This is a genomic window from Sphingomonas sp. F9_3S_D5_B_2, from assembly GCF_054263715.1.
This window is the reverse complement of record NZ_JBSZFB010000002.1, coordinates 50651-74275: the sequence shown is the minus strand read 5'-3', so window position 1 is coordinate 74275 and position 23625 is coordinate 50651. Positions and strand designations below refer to the sequence as shown.

Here is a 23625-nt window from a genome sequence, read left to right as displayed (position 1 = left end):
GCCAGGCGGGACGATTAGGGATGCTACGCGGCGCGGGTAACCAGGGCGGCCAGGTTCGCCGCCAATTCATCCCTTCTGAACGGCTTGGTGATTCGCGGCAGATCGGGTGCGATGCCGTCGAGCTCGGCGTAGCCCGAGATAATCAGCACCGGCGTTCCGGGTCGCTCGTTTAAGATCGCGCGTGCAAGCTCGGTGCCGGTGAGCCCCGGCATCAGATGGTCGGTGACGAGGACGTCGAACTGCAATCCCTCAGCCAGGAGCTTCATCGCAGCTTCGGCGGAGCTCGCTTCAACGACATGGTATCCAAGTTCCTGAAGCATGTCCGACGTGCTGATGCGGATCAGCTCCTCATCATCAACGAGCAGCGCAGTCCCGGCAGTCAAGGGTTCATGAGCTTCGATAGCAACAGCGTCGTCGGTCGGCTGCTCGCGCGTGACGGGAAGCCACAGTTCGACATTGGTGCCGACACCTGGCCGGCTCTCGATGGTGAGGTCGCCGCCCAACTGTGCGGCGAGCCCGTGAACCATCGACAACCCGAGCCCAGTTCCCCGGCCGATGCCCTTGGTGCTGTAGAACGGCTCGATGGCCCGGACGAGAACTTCGGCGTCCATCCCAACGCCGGTGTCGGCCACGGACAGGCGGATGTAGCGCCCGGCCTGAAGGCTCGACCGAAGCCGGGCCCCGACATTCTGCTCCGTCGCGCTGATGGTGAGAACGCCGCCATCTGGCATTGCGTCCCTGGCGTTCACCGCGAGATTGAGGATCGCCATCTCGAGCTGATTGGGGTCAGCCTGAACCGCAGGCAGAGCCTCCGGAACATCAACGTTCAGCGTGACGCGGGGACCTGAGGTGCTGGCGACCAGGTCGGACATGCTCTGCACAAGGCTGGCCAAGTTCACGGCCCGCGGCTGCAGCGGTTGACGACGCGCGAAGGCGAGCAGTCGCTGGACGAGCGTTTTCGCCCGCTCGGCCGATTGCAGAGCCCCGTCGATGAGCCTGCGCTCACGTTCGCCGCCGAGACCCCGCCGCTGGAGAAGGTCGAGGCTGCCCACGATCGGTGTCAGAAGATTGTTGAAGTCGTGCGCGACGCCGCCGGTCAGCTGACCCATGGCTTCCATCTTTTGCGATTGCCGCAGCGCTTCCTCCGCCTCGGCTAGCCGCGCCTGCGCCTGCGCGCGCTCCGTGACGTTGATCCCGAACTGGAAGGCGCCAATCACCTCACCTTCGCGGTTGCGGAGATTGTTGAAGCGCAAGTCATAGACCGGCCGATCACCGGCTGTGTCGGCGAAGTCATGGGTCAGGAAGAATTCCTCGCCGGCGAGTGCGCGGTCCCAGATGGCGAGTACGGCCTCGGCTTCGTCCGGTACTTCCTTGAGGATGTCCTGCAGGCGGTCACCGATCGCGGGACGGATGCCGAACACCCGCTCCGCCTCCGCCGCAAAGGCGCTGTTGAGCGCGAGGAAGGTGCGGTCGGGAGCAACCGCCGCGATTAGCGCGTCCGAGCTTTCGAACACATCGGCCCACAGCTTGCGTTCAGCCAATGCATCATCCACCCGGCGCTCAAGCGACAAGTTGAGCTCACGCAGTTCGATCTCTGCTTCCCTTCGCGCGACGGCTGCGCGCGTGCGTTCGGCGACTTCGCTGATCAAGGCGAGTTCGTCGGGCGTCCACTCCCTCGCAGTGGCGTGGTTCAGGTAAAGCAAGGCAACGAAACCACCGCGTTCGCTGACCGGCATGTTGACGACGGCTTGGGCGCTGATCGCCTTCAGAGCGTCGGCAGTCGCTGCGGTCCGGGGGTCACGCTCGGCGTCGGCGAAGACCACCGTGGCGCCGCGCTTCAGATCCTCGATGTATGATCCATAATCGCGAAACTGCAGGACGCCGGCGAGGCTGTGAACGCCCGGCGCGTTCCAGTCCCTTTCGATCGTGATCGTTTCCCGGATCGGGTCGACGGTTCCGTAGCCAGCCCTGCTCACGTCAAGGGCGCGACCCAGCGTCTCGGCTGCCGCATAGGCCAGATCGGATGGATCATCCAGGTTGCGAAAGCGGTCGGCGAGTTCGGCAAGGGTCTGCCGGCGCAGCTCGGACTGCTTACGTTGAGTGACGTCCATGATGACGCCGATGGCGCGCAGCGGCCGCTGTTCGTCGGTCATCAGAAACTCTGCGCGCAGCCACAACCAGCGCAGCGAACGATCGGGGCCGAAGTAGCGGAATTCGGCGTCCATCGTGGTTTCGCCGCGCGCGAGGGCGGCTTCGGCTACCGCTCTCAGCCGCTCTCTTTCGCCGGTATAATAATGGGCGCCGACATCTTCCATTGTGGGCTCGGCGTCTTCGGGGAAGCCCAGGAGCCGGTTCAGTTCCGGCGAGCCAACCAATTCCTGCGCTTCGAGGTCGACTTCCCAGATCGCCATCTTGCCCGCTTCCACGGCGAGGCGGAGGCGCGACTGCGCCGAACGGTCGGATTCTTCCAGGCGCCGCTGTTCAGTGACGTCCTGTAGCGTGCCGACGTAGCGGACCGCGCGCGTTTCCCCGTCCACTTCAGCGAACACGGCTTCGCCATGGGCAAGCACCCAACGCACAGCGCCATCCGGACGGACGACGCGATAGTGGTAGGGCAGGCTCTCCCGCAGAGCCGGGTCCAGCGCGCGCCGCGCCATCTCGGTCGTCCGCGGCAGGTCGGCGGGATGAGTCACCCGGCTGGCATCCGCGTAGGTCACCTCCTGGTCTGGCGCGAACCCGCAGATTGCCTTGGCCAGCAATGAATAGGTCATCCGCCCGCTGGCGACATCCCAGTCCCAGATGCCGATGTTGGCGGCATGGGTGGCCAGTTCCAGCCGTGCCTCGCTCTCGCGAAGGGCGGCGATCGATCCCTCCGTGTTCGCGAGGTCCGGAGCGGCCTCCGCAAAGCAGGCGGCGCCGCTTGCGGGCTTGGCAATGGGATTGTCGCGCTCGGCGGTCACCCGCTTCCGTTACTTCTTGCGGGTAAAGTCGACGCTAACGACGTTGGAGCCATCATCTCGCGCAACCGGGTCGGCAGCCTCGCTGCCCGGAGCATCGTTTTCCGCGGTCTCGTGATGCTCGTCGATTTCCTCCGCCGCATTGGCCTGGAAGGTGAGGCGAAACTCGACCGCGGGATCGTCGAATTGGGTGACGGCAGCGAACGGCACGTGCAGCGTCGACGGTACCCCGCCGAACGAGAGCCCGACGCTGAACGCATCCTCTTCGACCTTCAAGTCCCAGAAGCGGTGCTGGATGACGATCGTCATCTGGTCCGGGAAGCGCTCGATCAGGTGCTTGGGGATTGAGACACCAGGCGCGCGAGTGCTGAACGTGATGTAGAAATGGTGGTCGCCAGGTAGGCCGCCGGAGAGCGCGACCTCGCCAAGCACGCGGCCGACAACCGCCCGCAGTGCGTCCTGGACGATCTCGTCGTACGGGATCAGGCTTTCAGGAGTCTCGTCCGCCATCGTGTTTCTGGTAGCGGGCGGGGCCGACCGGTCAAGCGGAGTCGTTGCATGCCCATCGATGCCACCCAAGCCTATGACGACAGCAACATCTTTGCCCGGATCCTGCGCGGCGAGATCCCCGCGACGCGGGTCTATGAGGACGAGCACGTCCTTGCCTTCAACGACATCAGCCCGCTCACCCCGACCCACATCCTCGTCATTCCCAAAGGCAGCTACGTGTCGTGGGACGATTTCTCGGAGCGCGCCTCCGACGCGGAGATCGCCGCGTTCGTGCGTGCCGCAGGCCGGATCGCGCGGGATGCAGGGCTCGTCGCCGAGGGTTACCGGCTGCTCGCCAACGTCGGCTACCACTCGGGCCAGGAAGTGCCGCACCTGCACGTCCACATCCTCGGCGGCCGGCCGCTCGGGCCGATGCTTGCCCGGTAAGCGGCACTCCAAGGGGGATTGCCCTCGCGTCCTCAGCCGTTAGGGTCGCGCCAAACAGCTCATAGGGGAGTAGGATGGCCACTGTAGCACCGCGCGAGGGCGGCAGCGCACGGATCAAGTCACTCGACGCGATACTTGCAACTGCGGAAAAGAAGTCCCTCAAGCGCTCGCTTGGCGTTTTCCAGCTGACCATGCTCGGCATCGGCGCCGTCATCGGTACCGGTATCTTCGTGCTCACGGCGACCGCGGCTCAGAAGGCGGGCCCGGGCATGATGATCAGCTTCATCATCGCCGGCTTCGTCTGCGCGGTTGCGGCGCTCTGCTACTCGGAGCTCGCATCCATGGTCCCCGTCGCCGGGTCGGCCTACACCTACTCCTATGCCGTCATGGGCGAGATCGTTGCCTGGCTCGTCGGCTGGGCACTGATCCTGGAATATGCTCTCGGCGCCAGTGCCGTCGCTGTCGGCTGGTCAGGTCACATCATCGGCCTGCTTGACTCGATAGGTGTCCACTTACCGCATGCGATAACCGTCGGCCCAAAGATCTCGATGGGCTTCCTCGAAGGCGGCGAGCTTGGCGGCATCGTCAACTTGCCGGCCGTTCTCATCGTTGGCCTCGTCACCACCTTGCTCGTGATCGGAACCAAGGAAAGCGCGACCTTCAACGCCGTGCTGGTGGTCATCAAGGTCGCCGCCCTGACGCTGTTCGTCGCGGTCACCCTGCCGATGATCAGCGGTCACACGGAGAACTTCCATCCTTTCACGCCGCGTGGCTGGGGCAGCCCGCTGAGCTCATCGGGTGCGGGCGTGCTTGGCGCCGCAGCGTCGATCTTCTTCGCTTACGTCGGCTTCGACGCGGTCTCGACGGCTGCGGAGGAAACCAAGAATCCGCAGCGCAACGTTCCGATCGGCCTGATCGGCAGCCTCGCGATCTGCACCATCTTCTACATCCTCGTCGCCAGTGGCGCGATCGGCGCCTACGGCGCTCAGCCGCTGCTGGGAGCCAATGGGCTGCCGCTGCAGGAGGGCTCGCCGGAGCTCTACGCAAACGCGGCGTGCCAGGCGGCGAATGCTCCGCTGGTCTGCTCGAAGGAGGCGCTCGCGCACGTCCTTCGCAACGTCGGGCACCCGCTGCTCGGCAACCTGCTCGGACTTGCGGCGACGATCGCCTTGCCCTCGGTCGTCCTGCTGATGATGTACGGTCAGACTCGGGTCTTCTTCGTTATGGCGCGCGATGGCCTACTTCCGGGCAAGCTCGCAGCCGTTCACCCGCGCTTCCGCACGCCTTGGATCGTGACCATCGTGACCGGCGTCTTCGTGGCGATCGCGGCCGCGTTCCTGCCGGTCGGCACTCTCGCCGACTATTCGAACGCCGGCACTTTGTTCGCCTTTGCCGCGGTTTCGCTCGGCGTGATGATCCTTCGCCGCACCGACCCGGGCCGGCACCGGCCGTTCCGCACCCCGGCGCTCTACCTCGTTGCGCCAGCGTCGATCATCGGCTGCGCGGTGCTGTTCATGAGTCTGAACATCGAATCCAAGATGCTGTTCCTGGTGTGGACGGTGCTCGGCCTCGTGTTCTACTTTCTCTACGGATACCGGCACAGCCATGTCGCGCACGGCATCACGGAAGTACCGGAACTCGATCCGGATGCTCCGCAGTCTGTCGGGATCGGCGCGCTGCCGGGAGCTCCGGAGCCCGGCAGCCGCGCCGAGCGCGACTAAGCCAGCAACGAACCGGCAAGCGCCCTGAGGTCGGCCTCGGGGCGTGCGCCATAGTGCTGGATGACCTCGGCGGCGGCGATGGCCCCGATACGCAGCGAACCCTCCAGGCTCTTGCCCCGCGCGTAGCCGACCAGGAAGCCGGCAGCGAACAGGTCGCCGGCGCCGGTCGTATCCACGACCTGGCCGACCGGCTCGGCCCGAACATCGGCCCGCTCGTCCCCCTGGACGGCAAGGGCGCCATGCTCGCCGCGGGTCACGACTAGCGTTTCGACCTTGCCGGCGAACGCTGCCACAGCGGTTTCGAGATGTCCGATACCCGCAAGCGCCTGGATCTCTGCTTCGTTAGCGAAGAGGATGTCGATCCGTCCGCCGTCGATCAGCTCGTTGAAGCCGTCGCGATGGCGCTCGATGCAGAAGGTGTCGGAGAGGGTGAAGGCGACCTTGCGGCCAGCTTCGCGCGCCAGCTCGATCGACCGCACCATGGCGTAGCGCGGCGTCTCGGGATCCCAGAGGTAGCCCTCAAGATAGAGGATCGCCGCAGATGCGATCTGCGCTTCGTCGAGAGCCGCCGACGGCAGGTGCTGCGCTGCACCCAGGAAGGTGTTCATGGTGCGGTGCCCGTCGGGCGTGACCAGCACCATGGATCGGGCAGTCGGCACGCCGAAATCGGCCGGCCGGCTCGTGAACTCGACCCCAGTGGAGCGGAGATTGTCGCCGTAGAAGTCGCCCAAGCCATCAGGTGCCACCTGGCCGATGAAGCCGGCACGTCCGCCGAGCGCCGCAACGCCAGCAGCCGTATTGCCCGCCGATCCACCGCTGACCTGAAGCGGGGTCGTCATGCGTCCGTACAGCCGCTCGGCCTCTTCGGCATCGATCAGCCGCATGGAGCCTTTGGTGAGACCCTCCTCCTCGAGGAAATCATCAGTGACGTCGGTGATCACGTCGACGATGGCATTGCCAATGGCGAGGACGTCGAGGCGGGGGTCGGCCATGAAAGCTCCGGGGAACGGGTGCAGGAGCGCGGCGGGTAGCGGCGCACTCGGCGCCCGGCAACCTTGCACGAGCGCGTGCCTGCGGGCATCCTCCGGGGATGCGCCGTATCGCTCTTGCCGCCATTCTCCTCGTCGCCGGTTGCGCAGCTCCGCAGGGGCAGCCCCAAACGTCGGTCGCGCCGCCGCCGGTCGTCCAGGCTCCGCAGCCGCGCGAGCAGGGCGCCGTCATCGGCATGACCGCGGCCGAGTTGGTCGCCCATTTCGGGTCGCCAGCCTTGCAGGTGCGCGAGGGCGCCAGCCTCAAGCTGCAGTTCCGCCGACCCAACTGCGTGTTGGACGTCTATCTCTACCCGTCGGGCGGGGGAGCGCAACGAGCCACGCACATCGACGCGCGGCTACCGTCCGGCCTCGATACCAATCCCCAGACCTGCGTCGCTCAGATGGACCGGGGCAGCTGATCGAGCGCCCAGGACGCGGCTTCGGCGACCACCGGATCGGGATCATCGAGATGGGGGCGGACTGAGGCGGCAAGCGCCGGCTCGCCGCTGTTGCCCGCAGCGATCAGGCAATTGCGGACGAAACGGTTGCGGCCGATCCGCTTGATCGGGGAGCCGGCGAACTTCACGCGGAAAGCCGCATCGTCCAGCGCGAGCAGGTCGCCGAGCCGGGGCGCAGCGAGATCGTCTCGCGGCAGGAAGGCGCGGTTGGCCGAGGCGCTCTTCGCGAACCGGTTCCACGGGCAGACGGCAAGGCAGTCGTCGCAGCCGTAGATCCGGTTGCCGATCGCCTTGCGGAACTCGTCCGGTATCGGCCCCTGATGCTCGATCGTCAGGTAGGAAATGCAGCGCCTTGCATCGATCCGGTGCGGACCGTCGAATGCCTTTGTCGGGCATGCGTCGAGACAGCGGCTGCAGGTTCCGCAGTGAAGCCCGACGTCGGCGGGCGCGTCCGGCGCAAGGTCGAGACTGGTCAGGACCACACCGAGGAACAACCAACTGCCGTGCTCCCGGCTGACCACATTGGTGTGCTTGCCCTGCCAGCCGAGCCCCGCCGCCTGAGCGAGCGGCTTCTCCATGACGGGCGCCGTGTCGACGAAGACCTTGAGCTCGCACCCGGCCTCCGCCGCCAACCAGCGGCCGAGCGCCTTGAGCGCCTTCTTCACGGTCTTGTGGTAGTCGCCGCCCTGCGCGTAGACCGAGATGCGGCCCAACTCCGGCGTTTCCGCCAGGGCGAGCGGATCGTGTTCCGGCGCATAACTCATCGCCAGGGCGATCGCCGAACGGGCTTCCGGCCACAGCGCCTGCGCGCTGACGCGGTGATGAGCGCGCTCTGCCATCCACTGCATCGCTCCGTGCCGGCCATCGTCCAGCCAACGGCGCAGGTCCACGCCCGCGGCATCGGCTGCATCGGCGCGCGCGAAACGGCAGGCGGCGAAGCCCAGCTCGCCCGCTTTCGCCCTTATTGCTTCCTCAAGGCTTTGACCCGTATGCACGGCTCGCGCTCTACACGGTTGCTTGCATTTTCGCAGGGATTTCAGTGCTTCGACAGGCCTCTCAAAGCATCGTGCGCGGCGGCTTGGCGGTCGAGGCCGTCGATCTCGTAAAGGATTTCGGTGAGACGCGAGCGGTCGATGGAGTCAGCCTCGCCGTCCCGACGGGCAGCATCTACGGACTGCTCGGCCCCAATGGCGCCGGCAAGACCACGACGTTGCGCATGCTTCTGGGCATCATCGACCCGTCGAGCGGAAGGCGCAGCCTGCTCGGTCACGATCGGCCGATCGATGCGGCGCCCGAGGTCGGCTACCTTCCCGAAGAGCGCGGCCTCTATCCGGCCATGCACGCCCGCGACGCGATTGCGTTCATGGGCGCGCTCCGCGGCGTCCCCCTGCGCGAAGGACGCAATCGGGCCGAGGCCCTCCTTGCCGAACATGGCCTCGGCGAGTGGTCGCGCAAGCCGATCCGCAGCCTGTCGAAGGGCATGGCGCAGACTGTGCAGCTGCTCGGCAGCATCATCCACCGCCCCCGCCTGCTGGTGCTCGACGAGCCCTTCTCCGGCCTCGACGCCATCAACCAGGGCAAGCTCGAGCAGCTGATTCGCGGTCAGGCGGAGAGCGGCGTCACGATCATCTTCTCAACCCACGTCATCGCCCATGCCGAGCGCCTGTGCGAGCGGGTGGCGATCATCGCCAAGGGCAAGGTCGTGTTCGACGACAGCGTCGCGGAAGCCCGCAATCGTCTTCGGCCGATCGTCCGCCTGCGCACCCGGGCGGAGGATGGTCCGTGGCGTGCGGCCTTCCCGTCTTCCGCGCGGCAGGAAGCCGGCGAATGGGTGTTCGAACTTCCGCCGACCGGGCCGGAGCCGCTGCTCAAGGCACTCATCGACGGCGGCGCGGGCATCGAGACGCTGGCCATTGAACGGCCCGGCCTCCACGACGCATTCGTTGCGATCGCCGGCGGTGACGCGGCCGCGGCCATGGGGCACACGGAGGCGCAACCATGAAGCGGCTGCTGCGCGGCGCATTCGTCATTGGCCGCCGCGACTTCGCGGCGACGGTGCTTTCCAAAACTTTCCTGTTTTTCCTGCTCGGCCCGATGTTCCCGCTGCTGTTCGGCGGGGTCTTCGGCAGCATCGGCGCTCAGGTCGCCAGCCAGACCGAGAAGCCGGTCGTGGCCGTAGTCTCGTCCGACGCCGAATTCGCGATGCTGGATGATGCCCGGTCACAGCTCGCGCGGGCGATCCAGCAGGACACGCTGGTCGCCCTGGTCCACTACAGGCCCGAGGCGAATGCGGCTGCACAGGTGAAGCGGCTGCTCGCGACGCGGGTGCCGCCAATCCGCGCCGTCCTCACCGGCGGCCTGGCCGCACCGCACCTGACCGGGCCGCTCCAGGATGATCCGACGACCGGCGGACAGCTGCGGCTGATCCTTGCCAACGCAAGATCGCCAGGTAACGCTCAGATGATCACCGTGACACAGACGCAGGCGTCATCCGGATCGCTGGCCAAGGATCAGGCGACGACCGCCCAGGTCGCGCAGGTTGTCCTCTTTCTGCTGACGTTGATGCTTTCGACGATGGTGCTCTCCCAACTTATCGAGGAGAAATCCAACAAGGTTATCGAAGTGATCGCGGCGGCGATCCCGATCGAAGCGATGTTCGTCGGCAAGTTGTTCGCAATGTTGGCTGCCTCGATCCTGGGACTCGTGGTGTGGATCGGCTGCGGCGCCCTGCTCATCGAGCTCGTCAAGCATGGCGGCGTTTCCAGCTTGCCGCCGCCGGCCGTCGGCTGGCCCGCGTTCCTGGCGCTCTCCACCATCTACTTCGGGATGAACTACCTGCTGTTCGGCGCGGCCTTCCTAATGATCGGCGCCCAGGCCTCGACCGCTCGCGAAGTGCAGACCATGTCGATGCCGGTGACCTTTGGGCAGGTGCTGATCTTCGGCTTCGCGGCGACCGCGATCGGCAGCCCGAACTCGGCGAAAGGGCTGATTGCCGCCGCATTCCCGCTATCTTCGCCGATGGTCATGCTCGCCCGCGCGGCGCAGCGATCCGAGCTTTGGCCGCACTTGCTTGCGGTGTGCTGGCAGGCACTGTGGATCGCGCTGATCCTTCGCATCGGATCGCACCTCTTCCGCAAGACCGTTCTGAAGTCCGGACCGAGGCGCCGGTGGTTCGAACGCTGGCGCTCCCCCGCACGGCGGCATCCGAGGCCCACGCCTTAGCTTGCCTCAGAGCGGGACGGCCGCTGTGCGGTTCCGCACGGCTGCTGTAGCGTCCGCCATATTTGCCGCTATAGGCGCGGCGGAACGAGCCATGTTACGGCAATGCAGGGGACTTCCATGTTCGCTTGGTTTCAGCGTCTGCTGCCGAAAAAGGGCGATTTCTTCGGGATGTTCGAAGCGCACGTCGCGACCGTGGTTGCGGCCGCCGATGCGATGAGCAAGCTCGTCGATGGAGGCGTTCCCCACAAGGAGCAGATCGCCGAGATCAACCGCCGGGAGCACGAGGCCGACGAGATCATCCGGCTGGTCCTGACCAGCGTCCGACGCACCTTCCTGACGCCGTTCGACCGCGGCGCAATCACCTCGCTGATCGGCGCGATGGACGACACGATCGACGAGATCCAGGACACGGCACGCGCCATCAGCCTTTACGAGCTTCAGACCTTCGAGCCCGAAATGAGGGAGATGGTCGCGATCATCTTCGAAGCGGCCGGGATCACCGCAGAAGCGGTCCCGATGCTGCGCGACATCAGCCGCAAGGGAGCTCGTATCCACGAACTTACCGAGAAGCTGGTCCAGTTGGAGAGCCGGGCGGACGTCGTCCATGCGGCCGGGCTCAAAAAGGCTTTCCAGGAGCATTCCGGCAACCCGATGCAGTTCATGGTCGCCCGCGAAATCTACAAGCATCTGGAGCGCATCGCGGACGCGTTTGAAGACGTGGCCAACGAGATCGACGGCATCGTCATCGATCATGCCTGACCAGGGCGACTGATGCACACCCTCGCCCTTCCACTACTGATCGGCCTGATCGCGGTCGCGCTTGCGTTCGATTACCTCAATGGCCTGCATGACGCGGCCAATTCGATCGCCACGGTTGTCGCGACGCGCCTCATCAGCCCGGTCGGTGCGGTCGCCTTCGCCGCCTTCTTCAACTTCTCCGCTTACTTCCTCGCCCTGCAATGGCCGAGCCTGCACAAGGTGGCGGACACGATCGGCAAGGGCCTGATCGACAAGGACCTGATCACGCCGGCGGTGGTGTTCGGAGCGCTGGTGGGCGCGATGTTCTGGAACGTCGTTACCTGGCTCAAGGGTATCCCGTCCTCGTCGAGCCATGCGCTGGTGGGCGGGATCATCGGTGCCGGCGCAGCACATGCGGGCGTATCAGGCATCCAGTGGAGCGGCCTTAACCAGACGCTGATCGCCATCGTGCTCTCCCCGGTGCTCGGACTGATGCTGACCATGCTGATCATGCTCGTCACGAGCTGGCTCGGCGTCCGGGCGAGCGCGCGCGGCGCCGAGCGAACATTCCGCGGCCTGCACCTCGTTTCCGCCGGAGCCCTGTCGCTCAGCCACGGCCTCAATGACGCCCAGAAGACAATGGGCCTGATCACCGTCCTCCTCTATTCGACCGGGCATCTCCACGGCGCCTTTGAAGTGCCAAACTGGGTGGCGCTGAGCTGCTACGTCGCCATGGGCGTGGGCACGCTGACCGGCGGCTGGCGGATCATTGAGACGATGGGCACGCGCATTACCAAACTGTCCCAGCACCAAGGTTTTTCAGCCTCGCTCGGCGGCTCGGTAATGCTGTTCAGCGCTTCCTACCTCGGCATTCCCGTATCGACGACGCACACGATTACCGGCTGCGTGATCGGCGCCGGCGCTGCCCGCCGCGCCTCTGCCGTGCGCTGGGGCGTCGCCCAGGACGTGCTCGTCGCATGGATCATCACCATCCCGGCGTCCGCCACCGTCGGCGCGTTGTTTTACCTTTTCATTTCAATCTGGTGACGCGGCGATCCCCTGCCGACTAAGCCGCAGCGGAAACAATCCCCGCCAGGCGCGTTGGCGCTGAAAACAAGGGGTTGTTTCATGCGCAAATCGATCATCGCCGCCGTCGCGGCTCTCGGCCTCCTCTCCGCCTGCAAGACCGCGTCGTCCGCCGTGGATGGTGTCGAGAGCGCGGGCAGCGCGGTTGCTTCGGGCGTTAGTTCCGTTCCGGGCCTGGTGAACGTCAACCTCTCGAACGTGCTCAACAACCTCGCGCTCGACCTTCACGTGGACAAGTCGAACATCCCGATCAACGCGCAGATCCCGATCAGCCTGGCGGCCAACGTCTGCGGCGTATCGATCAACATCCTTTCAGTCGGAGCTGGCGGAGGCTCGAGCCAGGGATGCACGGCGCAGACCGCCTCGCCCGAGCTCGTGCAGGCCGTTCAGCAGCAGCTTGCCGCCAACGGCTCCGTAGGCGGCGGCGCCCAGAGCGGCACCACGACTGCTCCGGCCACAACCGGCACCTCGGCGACCGGCACGACGACGACGACCACCGCGCCGACAACCACGACCACCCCGGCGACCGGAACGACGAGCACGACTACCGACACGACGACCTCTACGGCCGGGACTACTCCCGCCCAGTAAGGCCGACACCAAGCAGGAGAAAGACAATGCGCACACGTACATGGATGATCGGATCGGCCGTCGCAGCCCTTGCACTTGCCGCTTGCCAGACGAGCCAGTCGCCGGATGCGGGAACGACGGGCACGACTGCGCCTGCCACGACCGACACGACGACCACGACGACCGGCACCGACACGACGGGCACCACGACGACGGGCACGACGACGACGGGCACCGATGGAACGACCGGTACGACGACCACGACTGGCTCGGACACGACGGGAACGGCGCCGGCCGACACGACGCCGGCTCCGACCACGCCGACGCAGCCGCAGTAACATTACGTCAAGACAAGGAGGGCTCGAATGAGCGCACGTTCATGGATGGTCGCGGCCAGCGTTGCTGCGCTTATGCTGGCCGGATGTAAGTCGGAGCAGCCGCCGGCCAGCACCGGCACCACCGTTCCGGCTGGTACTGACGCGACCGGCACGACTCCGACCGGATCTACAGGCACCGACGCAGGTGCGACTGCCGGGACCGGCACCACGACGGGTGCCGGCACCGACGCTGGAACCAGTGCAAGCACTGGCACGAGCATCCCGACACTGGTGAACGTCAATCTGCAGAACGTCCTGAACGATCTGTCGGTCTCGTTGCAGGTCAACCGCAACAACATTCCGGTCAGTGCGCAGGTCCCGATCGAGGTGGCTGCGAACGTCTGCGGCGTTTCGGTTTCGGCGCTCGCGGCATCTATCGCCAGCGGTCAGGCCGGCTGCACCGCGACCACTGCGTCGCCGCAGCTGACGCAGCTCGTCCAGCAGCAGATCGCTTCGGGCGGTTCGGTGACCGGCGGCCCGCAGACGATGGGCGGCACGCCTCAGACTCAGTGAAGTGACGGCGCGCTCAGGACGCCAGAGCCGTCCTGAGCGCGTCTCGCACGCTGTCCCGACCATAGGGCTTTTGCAGGCGGGTGCATCCGGCCAAGCGCTCCGGCACCTGCCAATCTGCATAACCGCTCGTCAGAACGAAGGGCACGCCCTGCGCCGCAAGCGAGTCACAAAGTGCGAACGCGCGCTCGCCGCGGATATGAACATCGACCAGGGCAAGATCGAACCCGCCGGCCGCGATTAGCTCGCGCGCCGCTGCCAGCGTCGGCGCGGGACCAATCGGGATGCCGCCGAGCGCCTCTACGATGTCTGCCGCGAATGGGCCGACCACCGGCGAATCTTCCACGATCAGGATCTTCCGCCCTGCGAGGACGGGATCGACCGTCACCTTGTCGCCGTCGTCAGTGGACGAACCGTGCGACCACATCGCGGTAGCTTCGCGACACCTTCACCTGCGCGCCCGAATCGAGCACCAGGAAGCATTCGCCGTTGGTATGCGGCTTCACCTGCCGAACGAGGTCGAGATTGACGATGGTTGAGCGGTGGACGCGCTGGAAACGGCGCGGGTCGAGCCGCTTCTCGAGGTCCTTCATAGTCTCGCGAAGGATCAGCGTATTGTCGCCAGTCTGGATGCACATGTAATCGCCCGCGGCGTCGATCCGTTCGATCGTATCCACGTCTACGCGGAAGATTTGGCCCTGGTCCTTGATGTTGATCATCTTCTCGTAGCGGTTCGACGCAGGACCTTCAGGCGCTGCATCGGCCAGTTCCTCGGCGGCTTCCGGCGCATGTTCGGCAAGGGCTTCCTTCAGCCGTTCGGCCTCATCGGCGCTGCGCCGCTCGGCGAGCCGCTGGCGAACACGGTCGAGAGTCGCGGCAAGCCGATCCTCGTCGACCGGCTTCATCAGGTAATCAACTGCCTGTGCCTCGAAGGCCCGCAAGGCATGATCGCCATACGCCGTCACGAAGACGAACAGCGGCGGCTCGACATCCATCAGACCCTGAATGACAGAAAAGCCGTCGAAGCCCGGCATCTGGATGTCGAGGAATACGAGGTCGGGCTTGTCGGTCTTGATCTGGCGGATGGCCTCGCGACCATTGGACGCTGTCGCGACCACCTCCACGTCGTCATGAGCCTGCAGCCGCAGCTGGAGGCCCTGCGTCGCAAGCGGCTCGTCGTCGACCAATATGGTCCGGATGGTCATCAGGCCTTGTCTCCGCTCTCATAGGGGATTTCCACGATAACGCTGAATCCGCCCTTCTCGTTCTGCGTAGTCTCGAAACGATGTGATGGCCCATAGGCCTGGGTCAGCCGGTCACGGATGTTCGCGAGGCCGACTCCCGTGGACGGGCTCGCTGCCATGCCGCCTGGAGCATCGCCACCGCTATCGGCAACTTCGATGCGCACCGCCTGTCCCTCGCGCCGCGCGCCGACGAAGATGTCGGCTCCGTTCTCGCTCGGCGTTACGGCATATTTGATCGCATTTTCAATGAGTGGCTGGAGGAGCAGCGACGGCAGTCGCGCACCGATCGTCTCCGGCTCGATCCGGAAGTGCGGCCGAAGCCGATCCTCGAAGCGCATCTTCTCGATTTCGAGATAGAGCTTCAGAGTCTCGACTTCCTGCGCCAGGGTCACCTTGGCTGTGGGCTCGTTCGCAAGCGTGTAGCGGAGGAACGAGGACAGCCTCGCCAGCATCGCGTTCGCCCGCTCCGTATGCTTGAGCAGCACCAGCGTCGAAATGGAATTCAGCGTGTTGAACAGGAAGTGGGGGTTCAGCTGATAGCGGAGCATCGCGAGCTGCGCGCTCGATGCCTGGTTCTCCAGCCGCTCGCGCTGTCGGATCTGCTCTTCGAGCATCAGATAGTAGTTGATCCCGTAGTAGAGGGCGGCCCAGGCGGCGAGCAGCGCGAAGTCCAAGAGGATGGCGCTGAAATATTCGACGCCGACCGGCCGCCATCCCGAGTTTACGAACGTCGCGGCGCTCCATGTCTCGATGATCGAGAAAGCGCTCGAGGCCAAAACGACCGCGACGAGGGACAGCGCCATCGTCAGGACCGGGCGCAGCCGGATCAGGCGCCTGAACAGCGCGCCGATCAACAAGGTGAGCGAATAACCGGTGGCTGTCAGCAAAAGCGTGTGGACGACGAACATCCAGCCCTTGCTGTTCGCGAAGCCGGATATGGTGCGGAGAATGAAATAGCCGCTCCAGCCGATCGACTGGAGGATCCAGAAGGCGCGGTTCTTGTCCTCGAAGAACGGCTGGTCGAGACCCATGCCGCGCGCGATCGGCGCCGCTGGCGAGCGGATTGGTTCGACATCGGCGGAACGCCGATGCTGTGCCGTCCGCCGGTCGAGGATCGCGCTGTCGGTCGCCATCGCGGTGGATATAGAGGCCGGGCGCCGGCAATGCGAGCGGTGAGGCTTGCCCGCACCGGCCGCCGGCCTATGGCTGCCCCGCATCCGTCTTCTCAGGGGCCGAGGAATGAGACTGCTGACCCGCCTGGCGCTGCTCGGCGCCCTCGTCGTTTCTGCGTGCCACTCACGCATGCACGAACGTCCAGAAGGCCAGTCCAGCGCTGATCCGGCTGTCGCTCCGCTCCTGACGACCCCGGACGCAGTGGACCTTCATAGTTTCGCCAAGCCGCTGGAGGCGCGGGTCACGCATGTGGCTCTCGATCTCAATGTCGATTTCGACAGCAAGCGCCTGGGCGGCACGGCCACGCTCGATATCCAGCGGCGACCCGAAGCCCGGTTGATCGTGCTCGACGACAACGGACTCGAGATCGACGGAATCACCGACCAGAACCGGAAGCCTTTGCAGTTCCGGGTCGGCGCGAAGGATCCTGTGATCGGGTCTCCGCTGACTGTCGCGCTTCAGCCCGACACCAACCGCCTCGTCATCAACTACAAGAGCGCGCCGAATGCTGGCGCCTTGCTGTGGCTGACCCCGCAGCAGACGGCCGGAAAGACCGCGCCCTTCCTGTTCAGTCAGGGCGAATCGATTGAGAACCGAAGCTGGATCCCGACGCAGGACTCACCGGGTATCCGCCAGACGTGGGAAGCGACGATCCACGTGCCCGCCGGCATGACCGCGGTGATGAGCGCCCCACGATCGGAACAGCCGATCACGCAAGGCGGCGAGGGCGTGTTCAGCTTCCGGATGAACCATAGTGTCGCCCCCTACATGATCGCGATTGCGGTCGGGGACCTCGCTTTCAAGCCGCTTGGAGCCCGCACCGGAGTGTGGGCGGAGCCGGCTACGCTTCCAGCCGCCGCAGCCGAGCTCGCCGACACCGAAAAGATGGTCTCCGCAGCGGAGCACCTCTACGGGCCATATCGCTGGGGCCGCTACGACGTGCTCGTCCTGCCGCCGTCCTTCCCATTCGGCGGGATGGAAAACCCCAACATGACCTTCCTCACGCCCACCTTCATTGCAGGCGACAAGGGCCTGGTGAGCCTGGTCGCCCACGAACTGGCGCATAGCTGGTCGGGCAACCTCGCGACCAACGCGACGTGGAATGACTTCTGGCTCAACGAAGGCATGACCACCTATGCCGAGCGGCGTATCGTCGAGGAGCTTTACGGCAAGAAAGTTGCCGACGAGCAGATCCTGCTTGGCATCGACGCGATGAACAGCGCGATCGGCGATGCCGGCGGTCCTGCAAGCCCCGCAACTCGTCTCCATCTCGACCTCAAGCGTGAGAACCCGGACGATGCCGGCAGCGACATCGCGTATGAGAAGGGGGCCGCGTTCCTCCGGACGATCGAGGCGGCGGTCGGCCGGCCGGCGTTCGACGCATGGCTGAAGGGCTGGTTCGACCGCCACGCATTCCAGCCGGTCACCTCCGCCATCTTCCTTGGGGACATCCGGAAGTACCTGGTGAAGGGCGACCAGAAGCTAGAGGGCAAGTTGATGCTCGACCGCTGGGTCTATCAGCCTGGCGTTCCGCCCAACATGGTCCGCCCCGGCGCCGGCACCTTTGCCGAGCAGGACCGGGCTGCGCGCACCTTCGCTGGCGGCGCCGCTACGCCGAAGGAGTGGGGAAACTGGACCACGGACGAACGCCTCCGCTTCCTCACTCGACTGCCGCGCAAGATTGGCAGGGCCAAACTCGACGCGCTCCAGTCAGCCTTCAAACTGAACGAGACCCGCAACATGGAGGTGCGCTTCGCGTGGCTCACTCTCGCAGTCGCCAACCGGTATGATCCGGCGATCCCGTCCTTGCAGCAGTTCCTAACGGCCCAGGGGCGCGGCAAGTTCGTCCGCCCGCTACTCGAGGCACTTGCTAATGACGCGACGTGGGGCAAGCCGATCGCTGCCCGCGTCTACCCCGCTGCACGCGCGCTCTATCATCCGATGGTCACCCGCGATCTCGACAAGCTGGGCATCGGCGGCCCCGAATCAGCCCGCATCAAATAACCGAGGGCCTTAACTGCCCCTAAAGGGTCTTTGGCTAACTCCGTCCCAGCACTTGGGATGACGAGCGGATGTACGAAGCTCCTGATCGGTATAAGCGTTTGATTTCCGCGAGACTTCCCGGTGGCGAATCCGCCGGCGTCTCCGTCGGCGAGTCGCCGTCCGAAAGCTCGCCCCTCAGCGACGTTCAGCTCATTTCGCGCGCTCACCTGGCTCCATTCTTCGCCGCGGCAAACATCATTGCAGCGCTGCTGATGGCAGAAGTGCTGTGGAATGATGTAGTCAGCGTCCTTCTGCTGCCCTGGGCATTTGCAGTGTTCGTAGCGAATGTCGGCGCCATGCAGCTGGCCCGCACGCAATCGATTACCTGCGTCGGCCGCTCGGGCCGGCGAGTTCCGCAAGTCTTTATGGTCGGCGAGGTTGTATGCCGTGCAGCGGTATGGCTGAGCCTGCCCCTTTATCTGTTCAGTTCGCTTCACGCCTCAGCCCAGGTCATCGCTGCATCGGTGATGGCTGGCCTGGGGATCGGCGCACTCGGGCTGGTCGTCGTGCCGCCCTGCGCGACGGCGTGGATGATCTGCTTCACGGGCGGCGTCGTCGGCGCATTGCTGATGGGCCGTCACAGCGTGCCGTTCCAGCACATGCTGTCGATCGTCTTCACGATCGGAGTTGCGATCTTCGGCGTTCTCACCGTCGCCCGCTGGGCCTTCGGGCAGCTCAAGACCAATGCCGATGTCGGCAGCCAGAGCGAAAGCGCCAGCCTGCTGCTCCAGGAATATGAGCAGCGCGGCGTGGGCTGGCTTTGGGCCGTCGATGCCGAGAATCGCGTCACCTACATAAGCTCGCGCATGAGCACGATGCTGGGCAGGCCGGCGAGCCAGCTGCTTGGTCATTCGCTCCCGGCGCTCCTTGGCGGGCATGCCGAGCTTGGCCGCATCCTCCTCGAGAAGCAGCCGTTCAACTCGCTGGAAATGGAGCTCGCGACCGCGCGCGGAACCCGCTGGGTATCCATGGGCGGCGACCCGATCATCGACACGGCCGGCCGCTTCGAAGGTTTCCGCGGCGTCGGTTCGGACGTGACCGAGATCCGCCAGACGCAGGAGCGCCTGACTCACCTCGCCAACGTGGACGTGCTTTCCGGCCTTCCGAACCGGGGCCGCGTTCGCCAGCTGCTCGGTGAAGCGCTCCGTTCGGCGACGAGCGGCAATGTCCCGTGCGCTATCATGTTCCTCGACCTCGACGGCTTCAAGCCGGTCAACGACACCTTCGGCCACCCGAAGGGCGATGCCGTTCTTCGTGCGGTCGCCAAACGGCTGGTGGACGAAGTTGGAGACGATGGCCACGTCGGTCGCATGGGCGGCGACGAGTTCGCCATTGTCGTTACCGACGCCCAGAGCCGCCGCAAGGTGGAGCATCTGGCCGACCGCATCATCCGCTCGATCAAGGAACCGTACCTGATCGACCAGACGGAAATCCTGATCGGTGTATCCGTCGGCTGCGCGTTCGGCCCGATCGACGGCGCGACGGTCGACGACCTCATCCTGAAGGCCGACCTTGCACTGTACCAAGCCAAGGACGCCGGCCGCGGCTGCGCGCGCTATTTCTCATCCGAGCTGCAGTCGGAACAGGAAGACCGTGTCCGCCTGGAGAACGACCTGCGTCAGGCGCTCGCGTCGAAGCAGTTCCACCTGGCGTTCCAGCCGCTGATCAATGCCAAAAGCCAGAAACTAATCGGCTTCGAGGCGCTGATCCGCTGGAGCCATCCGCAGCGTGGGAACGTCCCGCCGAACGTCTTCATCCCGGTCGCAGAAGAAAGCGGGCTGATGCCAGCGATCGGCGACTGGGTCATCGACGAAGCGTGCAAGGCCGCTGCGTCGTGGCCAGAGCCGATTACGGTGGCGCTCAACATCTCGCCCAAGCAGATCATCCAGCCAGCGCTTCCGAACACCGTCAGCGAGAGCCTGGCCCGCTACAAGCTCCCGGGTAACCGTATCGAACTCGAAGTGACCGAAGGCGTGTTCCTCGGCGACCACGGATCGACGCTGGACGTCCTCAAGCGCCTTCGTGCGCTTGGCGTTGGCATCGCTCTCGACGACTTCGGCACCGGCTATTCGTCGATCGGCTATCTGAACAAGGCCGTCTTCCACAAGCTGAAGATCGACGGCAGCTTCGTGCGCGAGGCCGGGTCGCGGCCCGAGAACGTCGCGATCATCCAGTCGATCGTCCAGCTCGCCAAGAGCTTCCGGATGTCGGTTACGGCAGAGGGCGTCGAGACGGCCGAGGACTTCGAGCGCATGCGCGACCTCGGCTGCGACACGATCCAGGGGTATCTGTTCGGACGGCCGCTCGCCTACGAGCGGGCGAACCAGATGGTGCTCGGCCTCTCCGCCAAGCGGATGGCGGGCTAAGTCCATTAGGGGATGATCCGGAACTCGCTGGGCAAAGTGCTGGCTGGAAGAACCGCACCCTCGGGCGCGCCATTCTCAGGCAGGTTGCCGGCCAGCTCTTCGAAGTGCCGGGCCAGGTCGCGGTGCGACTGGGCGGCCCGCTCGTCAGCGGCATAATTCGCCGCCGCGAGTTCTTCGGCGGCACGGCGACGGCAATATTCCCGATTGTTTTCACGCTTGTCCATGCGGAAGGCCATAGACCCTTCGCCGCCGGTCCCCACTAACCGAGGTTACGGGAACCGGGCGCTAGTAGCGCGCCAGGATGAACTCCCGCGCGGTGCGATATTCTTGCGGCGTGACTCGCCCGTCGTGGTTGACGTCGGCCATCTTGCGGAACCCGTCGGCTGCTGCGCCGGCTTCGGCCGGAGACAGGAAGATATCGCCATCCGCGTCGTAGAATTTCAACGCCCAGTTCATCAGCACCCAGTCGCGCTGGAAAAGCGCCAGCGCCGCGGCCGTCAGTGGGGCCGAAGCCGGCCGCGTCGCTGCAAGCGCCGGCGAAGTGGCGATAATTGCAAGAACGATCGTCAGTCCGAAGCGCATTGCCACTCTCCCGGCGCAAGAACCCGCGGATGCGGCTGTTTCAACCGAGCGGCGCAAGGGCTCCCCGCACTGCCTTCTGCAGAGCTTCCCCGCGAAACGGCTTGGCCAGGACCGGCGAGTCCGGGGCAACTCGCTTTACCGCTTCCGTCTCACTGTAGCCGGACACGAACAGGATCGGCTGGCGCGGCGAGTCGGCGAGGATCCGGCTGGCGACCTCGGCGCCCGAGAGCCCCGGCATGATGAAGTCGAGAATGACGAGGTCGGCCTTGTCCGCCGCCATGCGAGCGAGGCCCTGTTCGCCATCGGCGGCTTCGCTGACCCGATAACCCTGCTCTTCCAGTGTCGCCACGATGAAGCCACGCACATCCGGGTCGTCGTCGATGACGAGCACCGACGCGGTCCGCCGCTCCGGCTCTACCTCGGCCACATCGACTGCAGCGAGTGCCGGCTCGCCCGCCGTGTCGAAGTCGGCCTGGCGGAAAAAGAGCATCACGGATGTGCCCTCGTTCGGACTGCTTCGGATTCGCGCGGTTCCGCCGGACTGCCGTGCCATGCCGTACACCATCGACAGCCCGAGACCCGTCCCCTTGCCGACTTCCTTCGTGGTGAAGAACGGTTCGAAGGCGCGGTCCGCGATCGCGGCAGGCATGCCGGAACCCGTGTCGCTTATGCACAGCTCCACATAGTTGCCGCGCTCCAGCTCCGGATCGCTCTCGATCTTCACGGCCCTGCTGACGAATCGCAGGATGCCGCCGGCCGGCATGGCGTCACGGGCATTGATCGCCAGGTTCAGAACCGCGACCTCCAGCTGCGTGGGATCGGCCATCACCGGCATCATGTCGTCGGCGAGCTCGAACTCCTTGGTGATCCCAGGGCCCAGCACGTTGCGCAGCAGCGGCCGCATCGCCTGGATCAGCGGCGCCACGTGCGTCGGCCGGACCTCCAGACGCTGAACCCGGCTGAACGCCAGCAGCTGCCCGGTAAGCCGGGCTCCGCGGTCGGCCGCAGTAAGCGCGTTCTGCGCATAGCGCTTGAGCCGCTCGTCCTCCGCGCGCTTGACGATGATGTCCAGGCCTCCGACCACGACGGTCAGCAGGTTGTTGAAATCGTGCGCGATGCCGCCTGTGAGCTGCCCAAGCGCTTCCATTTTCTGGCTCTGCCGAAGTTGCTCCTGCGCAGCCTTGAGGTCCGTCACGTCACGAGCTTCGAACAACAGGTAAAGAACCTTGCCGTCGCCATCGCGGACCGGCTGGACCGAGACGTCGATGTGGGCAGTCGGGACCCCTTCCCGATCGAGCCTGACCTGCTCGTTGAAGATCTTGCCCGCCGCAGCGGTTCGTACGGCGCGCTTCATGAGCGAAACCTGCTGCGGGTAAAGATCGAAGGTCGGGCCTTCCCATATCTTGCGGCCGAGGCTCTTGCGGGCGGTCGCTGCGCGCCAGCTTGCCTCCTTCCGGTTCAACTCGACGACCGTACCGTCCGGCTCCATCAGCACCAGGACTTCAAGGACCGTGTCGAAGACGGCGCGGAAGCGTGCCTCGCTCAACGCCAATTCGCGCGTCCGCTCACCGACCTCGCGGCGCAGTTCGAGCTCCGCCTCCTTGGCAAGCGTGATATCGCTTGCCACGCCGATGAAGCCACTTAGCTTGCGATCGACCCCAAAGCGCGGTTGGGAGACGCTGCGCAACCAGCGGTACTGGCCGTCATACCGGAGGTAGCGCCCCTCCAGCGTGAACGGCTCCATCGATGCTTCACCGGCAAGGCTCTCGGCGACGATGCGGTCGACATCTTCCGGGTGTATCCGACCGCGCCAGTCGGTGGTCTGTGCGATTTCCCGGGTCCCTTCGGGGCCGGCGACGAACTCGACATAGGCGTCGTTGACGAAGTCGCGGACGCGGTCGAGCCGCGTGACCCACATCAGCGCCGGCGCGGAGTTGGCGATGCGGCGGAAGCGGTCCTCGCTTTCGCGCAGCGCCCGCTCGGCCGCCCGCTGCTCGGTAACGTCGGTCACCAGGACGATGATGCCGCGGACGTTTCCGCCAGAGTCCGACCAGGGTACGTAATCGGTCTGCACCGCCAACGGACCGCGGCTCGGATGCTGGATTTCGCTCGCGAAGAACTTGCGTTCGCCTGCGCACGCAGCTTCGAGAAGCGGCAGGCGCTGGCTGAAGGCATCTTCGCCCAGCATGTCCCGCATCGAGCTTCCGAGGATCTCGCTCCGGGGGAGCTCGAACCAGTCCGCCAACGGGCGGTTGACGAAGCGGTAGACGAAATCGCGGTCGACGTAGGCGATCATGACCGGAAGCAGGTCCGCTATTGCGAGCATCGCCGCAAAGTCGAGGGTGCCGCCGCCTAGCGCCGTGATCAGCGGCTCGTGATCTGCCGGGTCACGCCGCTCGGGCGAACGCCCGGACACCGTCAGGTCCGGAATCGGCGCTCCCCGCCCGAGATTGACCCCCTGCCCCGTCATTCCACGATGAATAAGCGCAAATATCAAAGAGTCGAATACGCAAGTTGGTCTGGGTTGCCGCTCGCTTTGCCCCGTTTGCCGGGCGAGGGGCGGGTTGCTAAGGGCGCTCGCACCCCCATCTCGGGCTCAGACGAACCGCGC

22 protein-coding genes are annotated in these 23625 nt (G+C 65.4%); 12 read left to right on the top strand and 10 right to left on the bottom strand.

Annotated elements, in window-relative coordinates; translation table 11 throughout:
• Positions 1-23: 23 nt before the first annotated feature.
• Positions 24-2960 carry a PAS domain S-box protein gene (locus ACUXST_RS06140; RefSeq protein ID WP_458389089.1) on the bottom strand — a complete coding sequence of 979 codons (2937 nt, stop codon included), beginning with the start codon at positions 2958-2960 and terminating at the stop codon, positions 24-26.
• Positions 2961-2969: 9 nt separating this feature from the next.
• The gene (locus ACUXST_RS06135; protein ID WP_458389088.1) at positions 2970-3467 is read right to left on the bottom strand and encodes an SspB family protein; all 498 of its coding nucleotides are present in this window, start codon (positions 3465-3467) and stop codon (positions 2970-2972) included.
• A 48-nt stretch (positions 3468-3515) separates the two neighbouring features.
• Between ACUXST_RS06135 and ACUXST_RS06130 the strand changes: the two genes are divergently transcribed.
• Together ACUXST_RS06130 and ACUXST_RS06125 are read left to right on the top strand one after the other, a co-directional pair.
• Complete coding sequence (locus ACUXST_RS06130) at positions 3516-3893, top strand: histidine triad nucleotide-binding protein (RefSeq protein ID WP_458389087.1); 378 nt, start codon at positions 3516-3518, stop codon at positions 3891-3893.
• A 74-nt stretch (positions 3894-3967) separates the two neighbouring features.
• Entirely contained in the window at positions 3968-5614 is a 1647-nt protein-coding gene (locus ACUXST_RS06125; protein WP_458389086.1) for an amino acid permease, read from the top strand.
• On the opposite strand, the gene ACUXST_RS06120 is transcribed toward ACUXST_RS06125, so the two are convergent.
• On the bottom strand, positions 5611-6606 hold the full coding sequence (locus ACUXST_RS06120) for an adenosine kinase (RefSeq protein ID WP_458389085.1): 996 nt from the start codon (positions 6604-6606) through the stop codon (positions 5611-5613). The two genes, ACUXST_RS06125 and ACUXST_RS06120, sit on opposite strands and share 4 nt — an antisense overlap.
• A 98-nt stretch (positions 6607-6704) precedes the next feature.
• Between ACUXST_RS06120 and ACUXST_RS06115 the strand changes: the two genes are divergently transcribed.
• Complete coding sequence (locus tag ACUXST_RS06115) at positions 6705-7064, top strand: hypothetical protein (RefSeq protein WP_458389084.1); 360 nt, start codon at positions 6705-6707, stop codon at positions 7062-7064.
• Here the strand turns inward: ACUXST_RS06115 and queG are convergent.
• The gene (gene queG / locus ACUXST_RS06110) at positions 7043-8098 is read right to left on the bottom strand and encodes a tRNA epoxyqueuosine(34) reductase QueG (protein ID WP_458389083.1); all 1056 of its coding nucleotides are present in this window, start codon (positions 8096-8098) and stop codon (positions 7043-7045) included. The two genes, ACUXST_RS06115 and queG, sit on opposite strands and share 22 nt — an antisense overlap.
• 83 nt (positions 8099-8181) lie before the next feature.
• Here queG and ACUXST_RS06105 point away from each other — a divergent pair, with 83 nt between their 5' ends.
• From ACUXST_RS06105 to ACUXST_RS06075, 7 genes are all read left to right on the top strand, one after another.
• Positions 8182-9105 carry an ABC transporter ATP-binding protein gene (locus tag ACUXST_RS06105; protein WP_458389082.1) on the top strand — a complete coding sequence of 308 codons (924 nt, stop codon included), beginning with the start codon at positions 8182-8184 and terminating at the stop codon, positions 9103-9105.
• On the top strand, positions 9102-10325 hold the full coding sequence (locus ACUXST_RS06100; RefSeq protein WP_458389081.1) for an ABC transporter permease: 1224 nt from the start codon (positions 9102-9104) through the stop codon (positions 10323-10325). The genes ACUXST_RS06105 and ACUXST_RS06100 overlap by 4 nt, the downstream gene beginning before the upstream one ends.
• Positions 10326-10442: 117 nt before the next feature.
• The gene (locus ACUXST_RS06095) at positions 10443-11084 is read left to right on the top strand and encodes a DUF47 domain-containing protein (RefSeq protein ID WP_458389080.1); all 642 of its coding nucleotides are present in this window, start codon (positions 10443-10445) and stop codon (positions 11082-11084) included.
• Positions 11085-11096: 12 nt separating this feature from the next.
• Entirely contained in the window at positions 11097-12110 is a 1014-nt protein-coding gene (locus ACUXST_RS06090) for an anion permease (RefSeq protein WP_458389079.1), read from the top strand.
• 81 nt (positions 12111-12191) lie between these two features.
• A complete protein-coding gene (locus tag ACUXST_RS06085; protein WP_458389078.1) occupies positions 12192-12740 on the top strand; it encodes a hypothetical protein in 549 nt (182 codons plus the stop codon).
• A 26-nt stretch (positions 12741-12766) separates the two neighbouring features.
• Positions 12767-13057 carry a hypothetical protein gene (locus ACUXST_RS06080; RefSeq protein ID WP_458389077.1) on the top strand — a complete coding sequence of 97 codons (291 nt, stop codon included), beginning with the start codon at positions 12767-12769 and terminating at the stop codon, positions 13055-13057.
• A gap of 27 nt (positions 13058-13084) precedes the next feature.
• Positions 13085-13609, top strand: coding sequence for a hypothetical protein (locus tag ACUXST_RS06075; protein ID WP_458389076.1), 525 nt, complete (start codon positions 13085-13087; stop codon positions 13607-13609).
• A 13-nt stretch (positions 13610-13622) separates the two neighbouring features.
• Here ACUXST_RS06075 and ACUXST_RS06070 read toward each other — a convergent pair whose 3' ends face one another.
• The 3 genes from ACUXST_RS06070 to ACUXST_RS06060 are packed head-to-tail and all read right to left on the bottom strand — an operon-like array spanning position 13623 to position 15881.
• Positions 13623-14033: a response regulator gene (locus ACUXST_RS06070; protein ID WP_458389075.1), complete on the bottom strand. Its 411-nt coding sequence runs from the start codon at positions 14031-14033 to the stop codon at positions 13623-13625.
• Complete coding sequence (locus tag ACUXST_RS06065) at positions 14008-14811, bottom strand: LytR/AlgR family response regulator transcription factor (protein WP_458389074.1); 804 nt, start codon at positions 14809-14811, stop codon at positions 14008-14010. The genes ACUXST_RS06070 and ACUXST_RS06065 overlap by 26 nt, the downstream gene beginning before the upstream one ends.
• Positions 14811-15881, bottom strand: a complete 1071-nt coding sequence (locus ACUXST_RS06060; protein ID WP_458389548.1) for a sensor histidine kinase — start codon at positions 15879-15881, stop codon at positions 14811-14813. The genes ACUXST_RS06065 and ACUXST_RS06060 overlap by 1 nt, the downstream gene beginning before the upstream one ends.
• A 208-nt stretch (positions 15882-16089) precedes the next feature.
• On the opposite strand from ACUXST_RS06060, the gene ACUXST_RS06055 reads away from it, so the two are divergent.
• Positions 16090-18027: a M1 family metallopeptidase gene (locus ACUXST_RS06055; protein WP_458389073.1), complete on the top strand. Its 1938-nt coding sequence runs from the start codon at positions 16090-16092 to the stop codon at positions 18025-18027.
• 68 nt (positions 18028-18095) lie between these two features.
• Positions 18096-20432 carry a putative bifunctional diguanylate cyclase/phosphodiesterase gene (locus tag ACUXST_RS06050; RefSeq protein WP_458389072.1) on the top strand — a complete coding sequence of 779 codons (2337 nt, stop codon included), beginning with the start codon at positions 18096-18098 and terminating at the stop codon, positions 20430-20432.
• Between the two features lie 5 nt (positions 20433-20437).
• On the opposite strand, the gene ACUXST_RS06045 is transcribed toward ACUXST_RS06050, so the two are convergent.
• The 3 genes from ACUXST_RS06045 to ACUXST_RS06035 form a co-directional block, all read right to left on the bottom strand.
• Positions 20438-20656 carry a hypothetical protein gene (locus tag ACUXST_RS06045; RefSeq protein WP_458389071.1) on the bottom strand — a complete coding sequence of 73 codons (219 nt, stop codon included), beginning with the start codon at positions 20654-20656 and terminating at the stop codon, positions 20438-20440.
• Positions 20657-20717: 61 nt separating this feature from the next.
• Positions 20718-21014 carry a hypothetical protein gene (locus ACUXST_RS06040; protein WP_458389070.1) on the bottom strand — a complete coding sequence of 99 codons (297 nt, stop codon included), beginning with the start codon at positions 21012-21014 and terminating at the stop codon, positions 20718-20720.
• A gap of 40 nt (positions 21015-21054) precedes the next feature.
• Positions 21055-23484 (bottom strand): PAS domain-containing protein, encoded by a 2430-nt coding sequence (locus ACUXST_RS06035; protein WP_458389069.1) that lies wholly within the window; start codon positions 23482-23484, stop codon positions 21055-21057.
• Positions 23485-23625 lie beyond the last annotated feature (141 nt).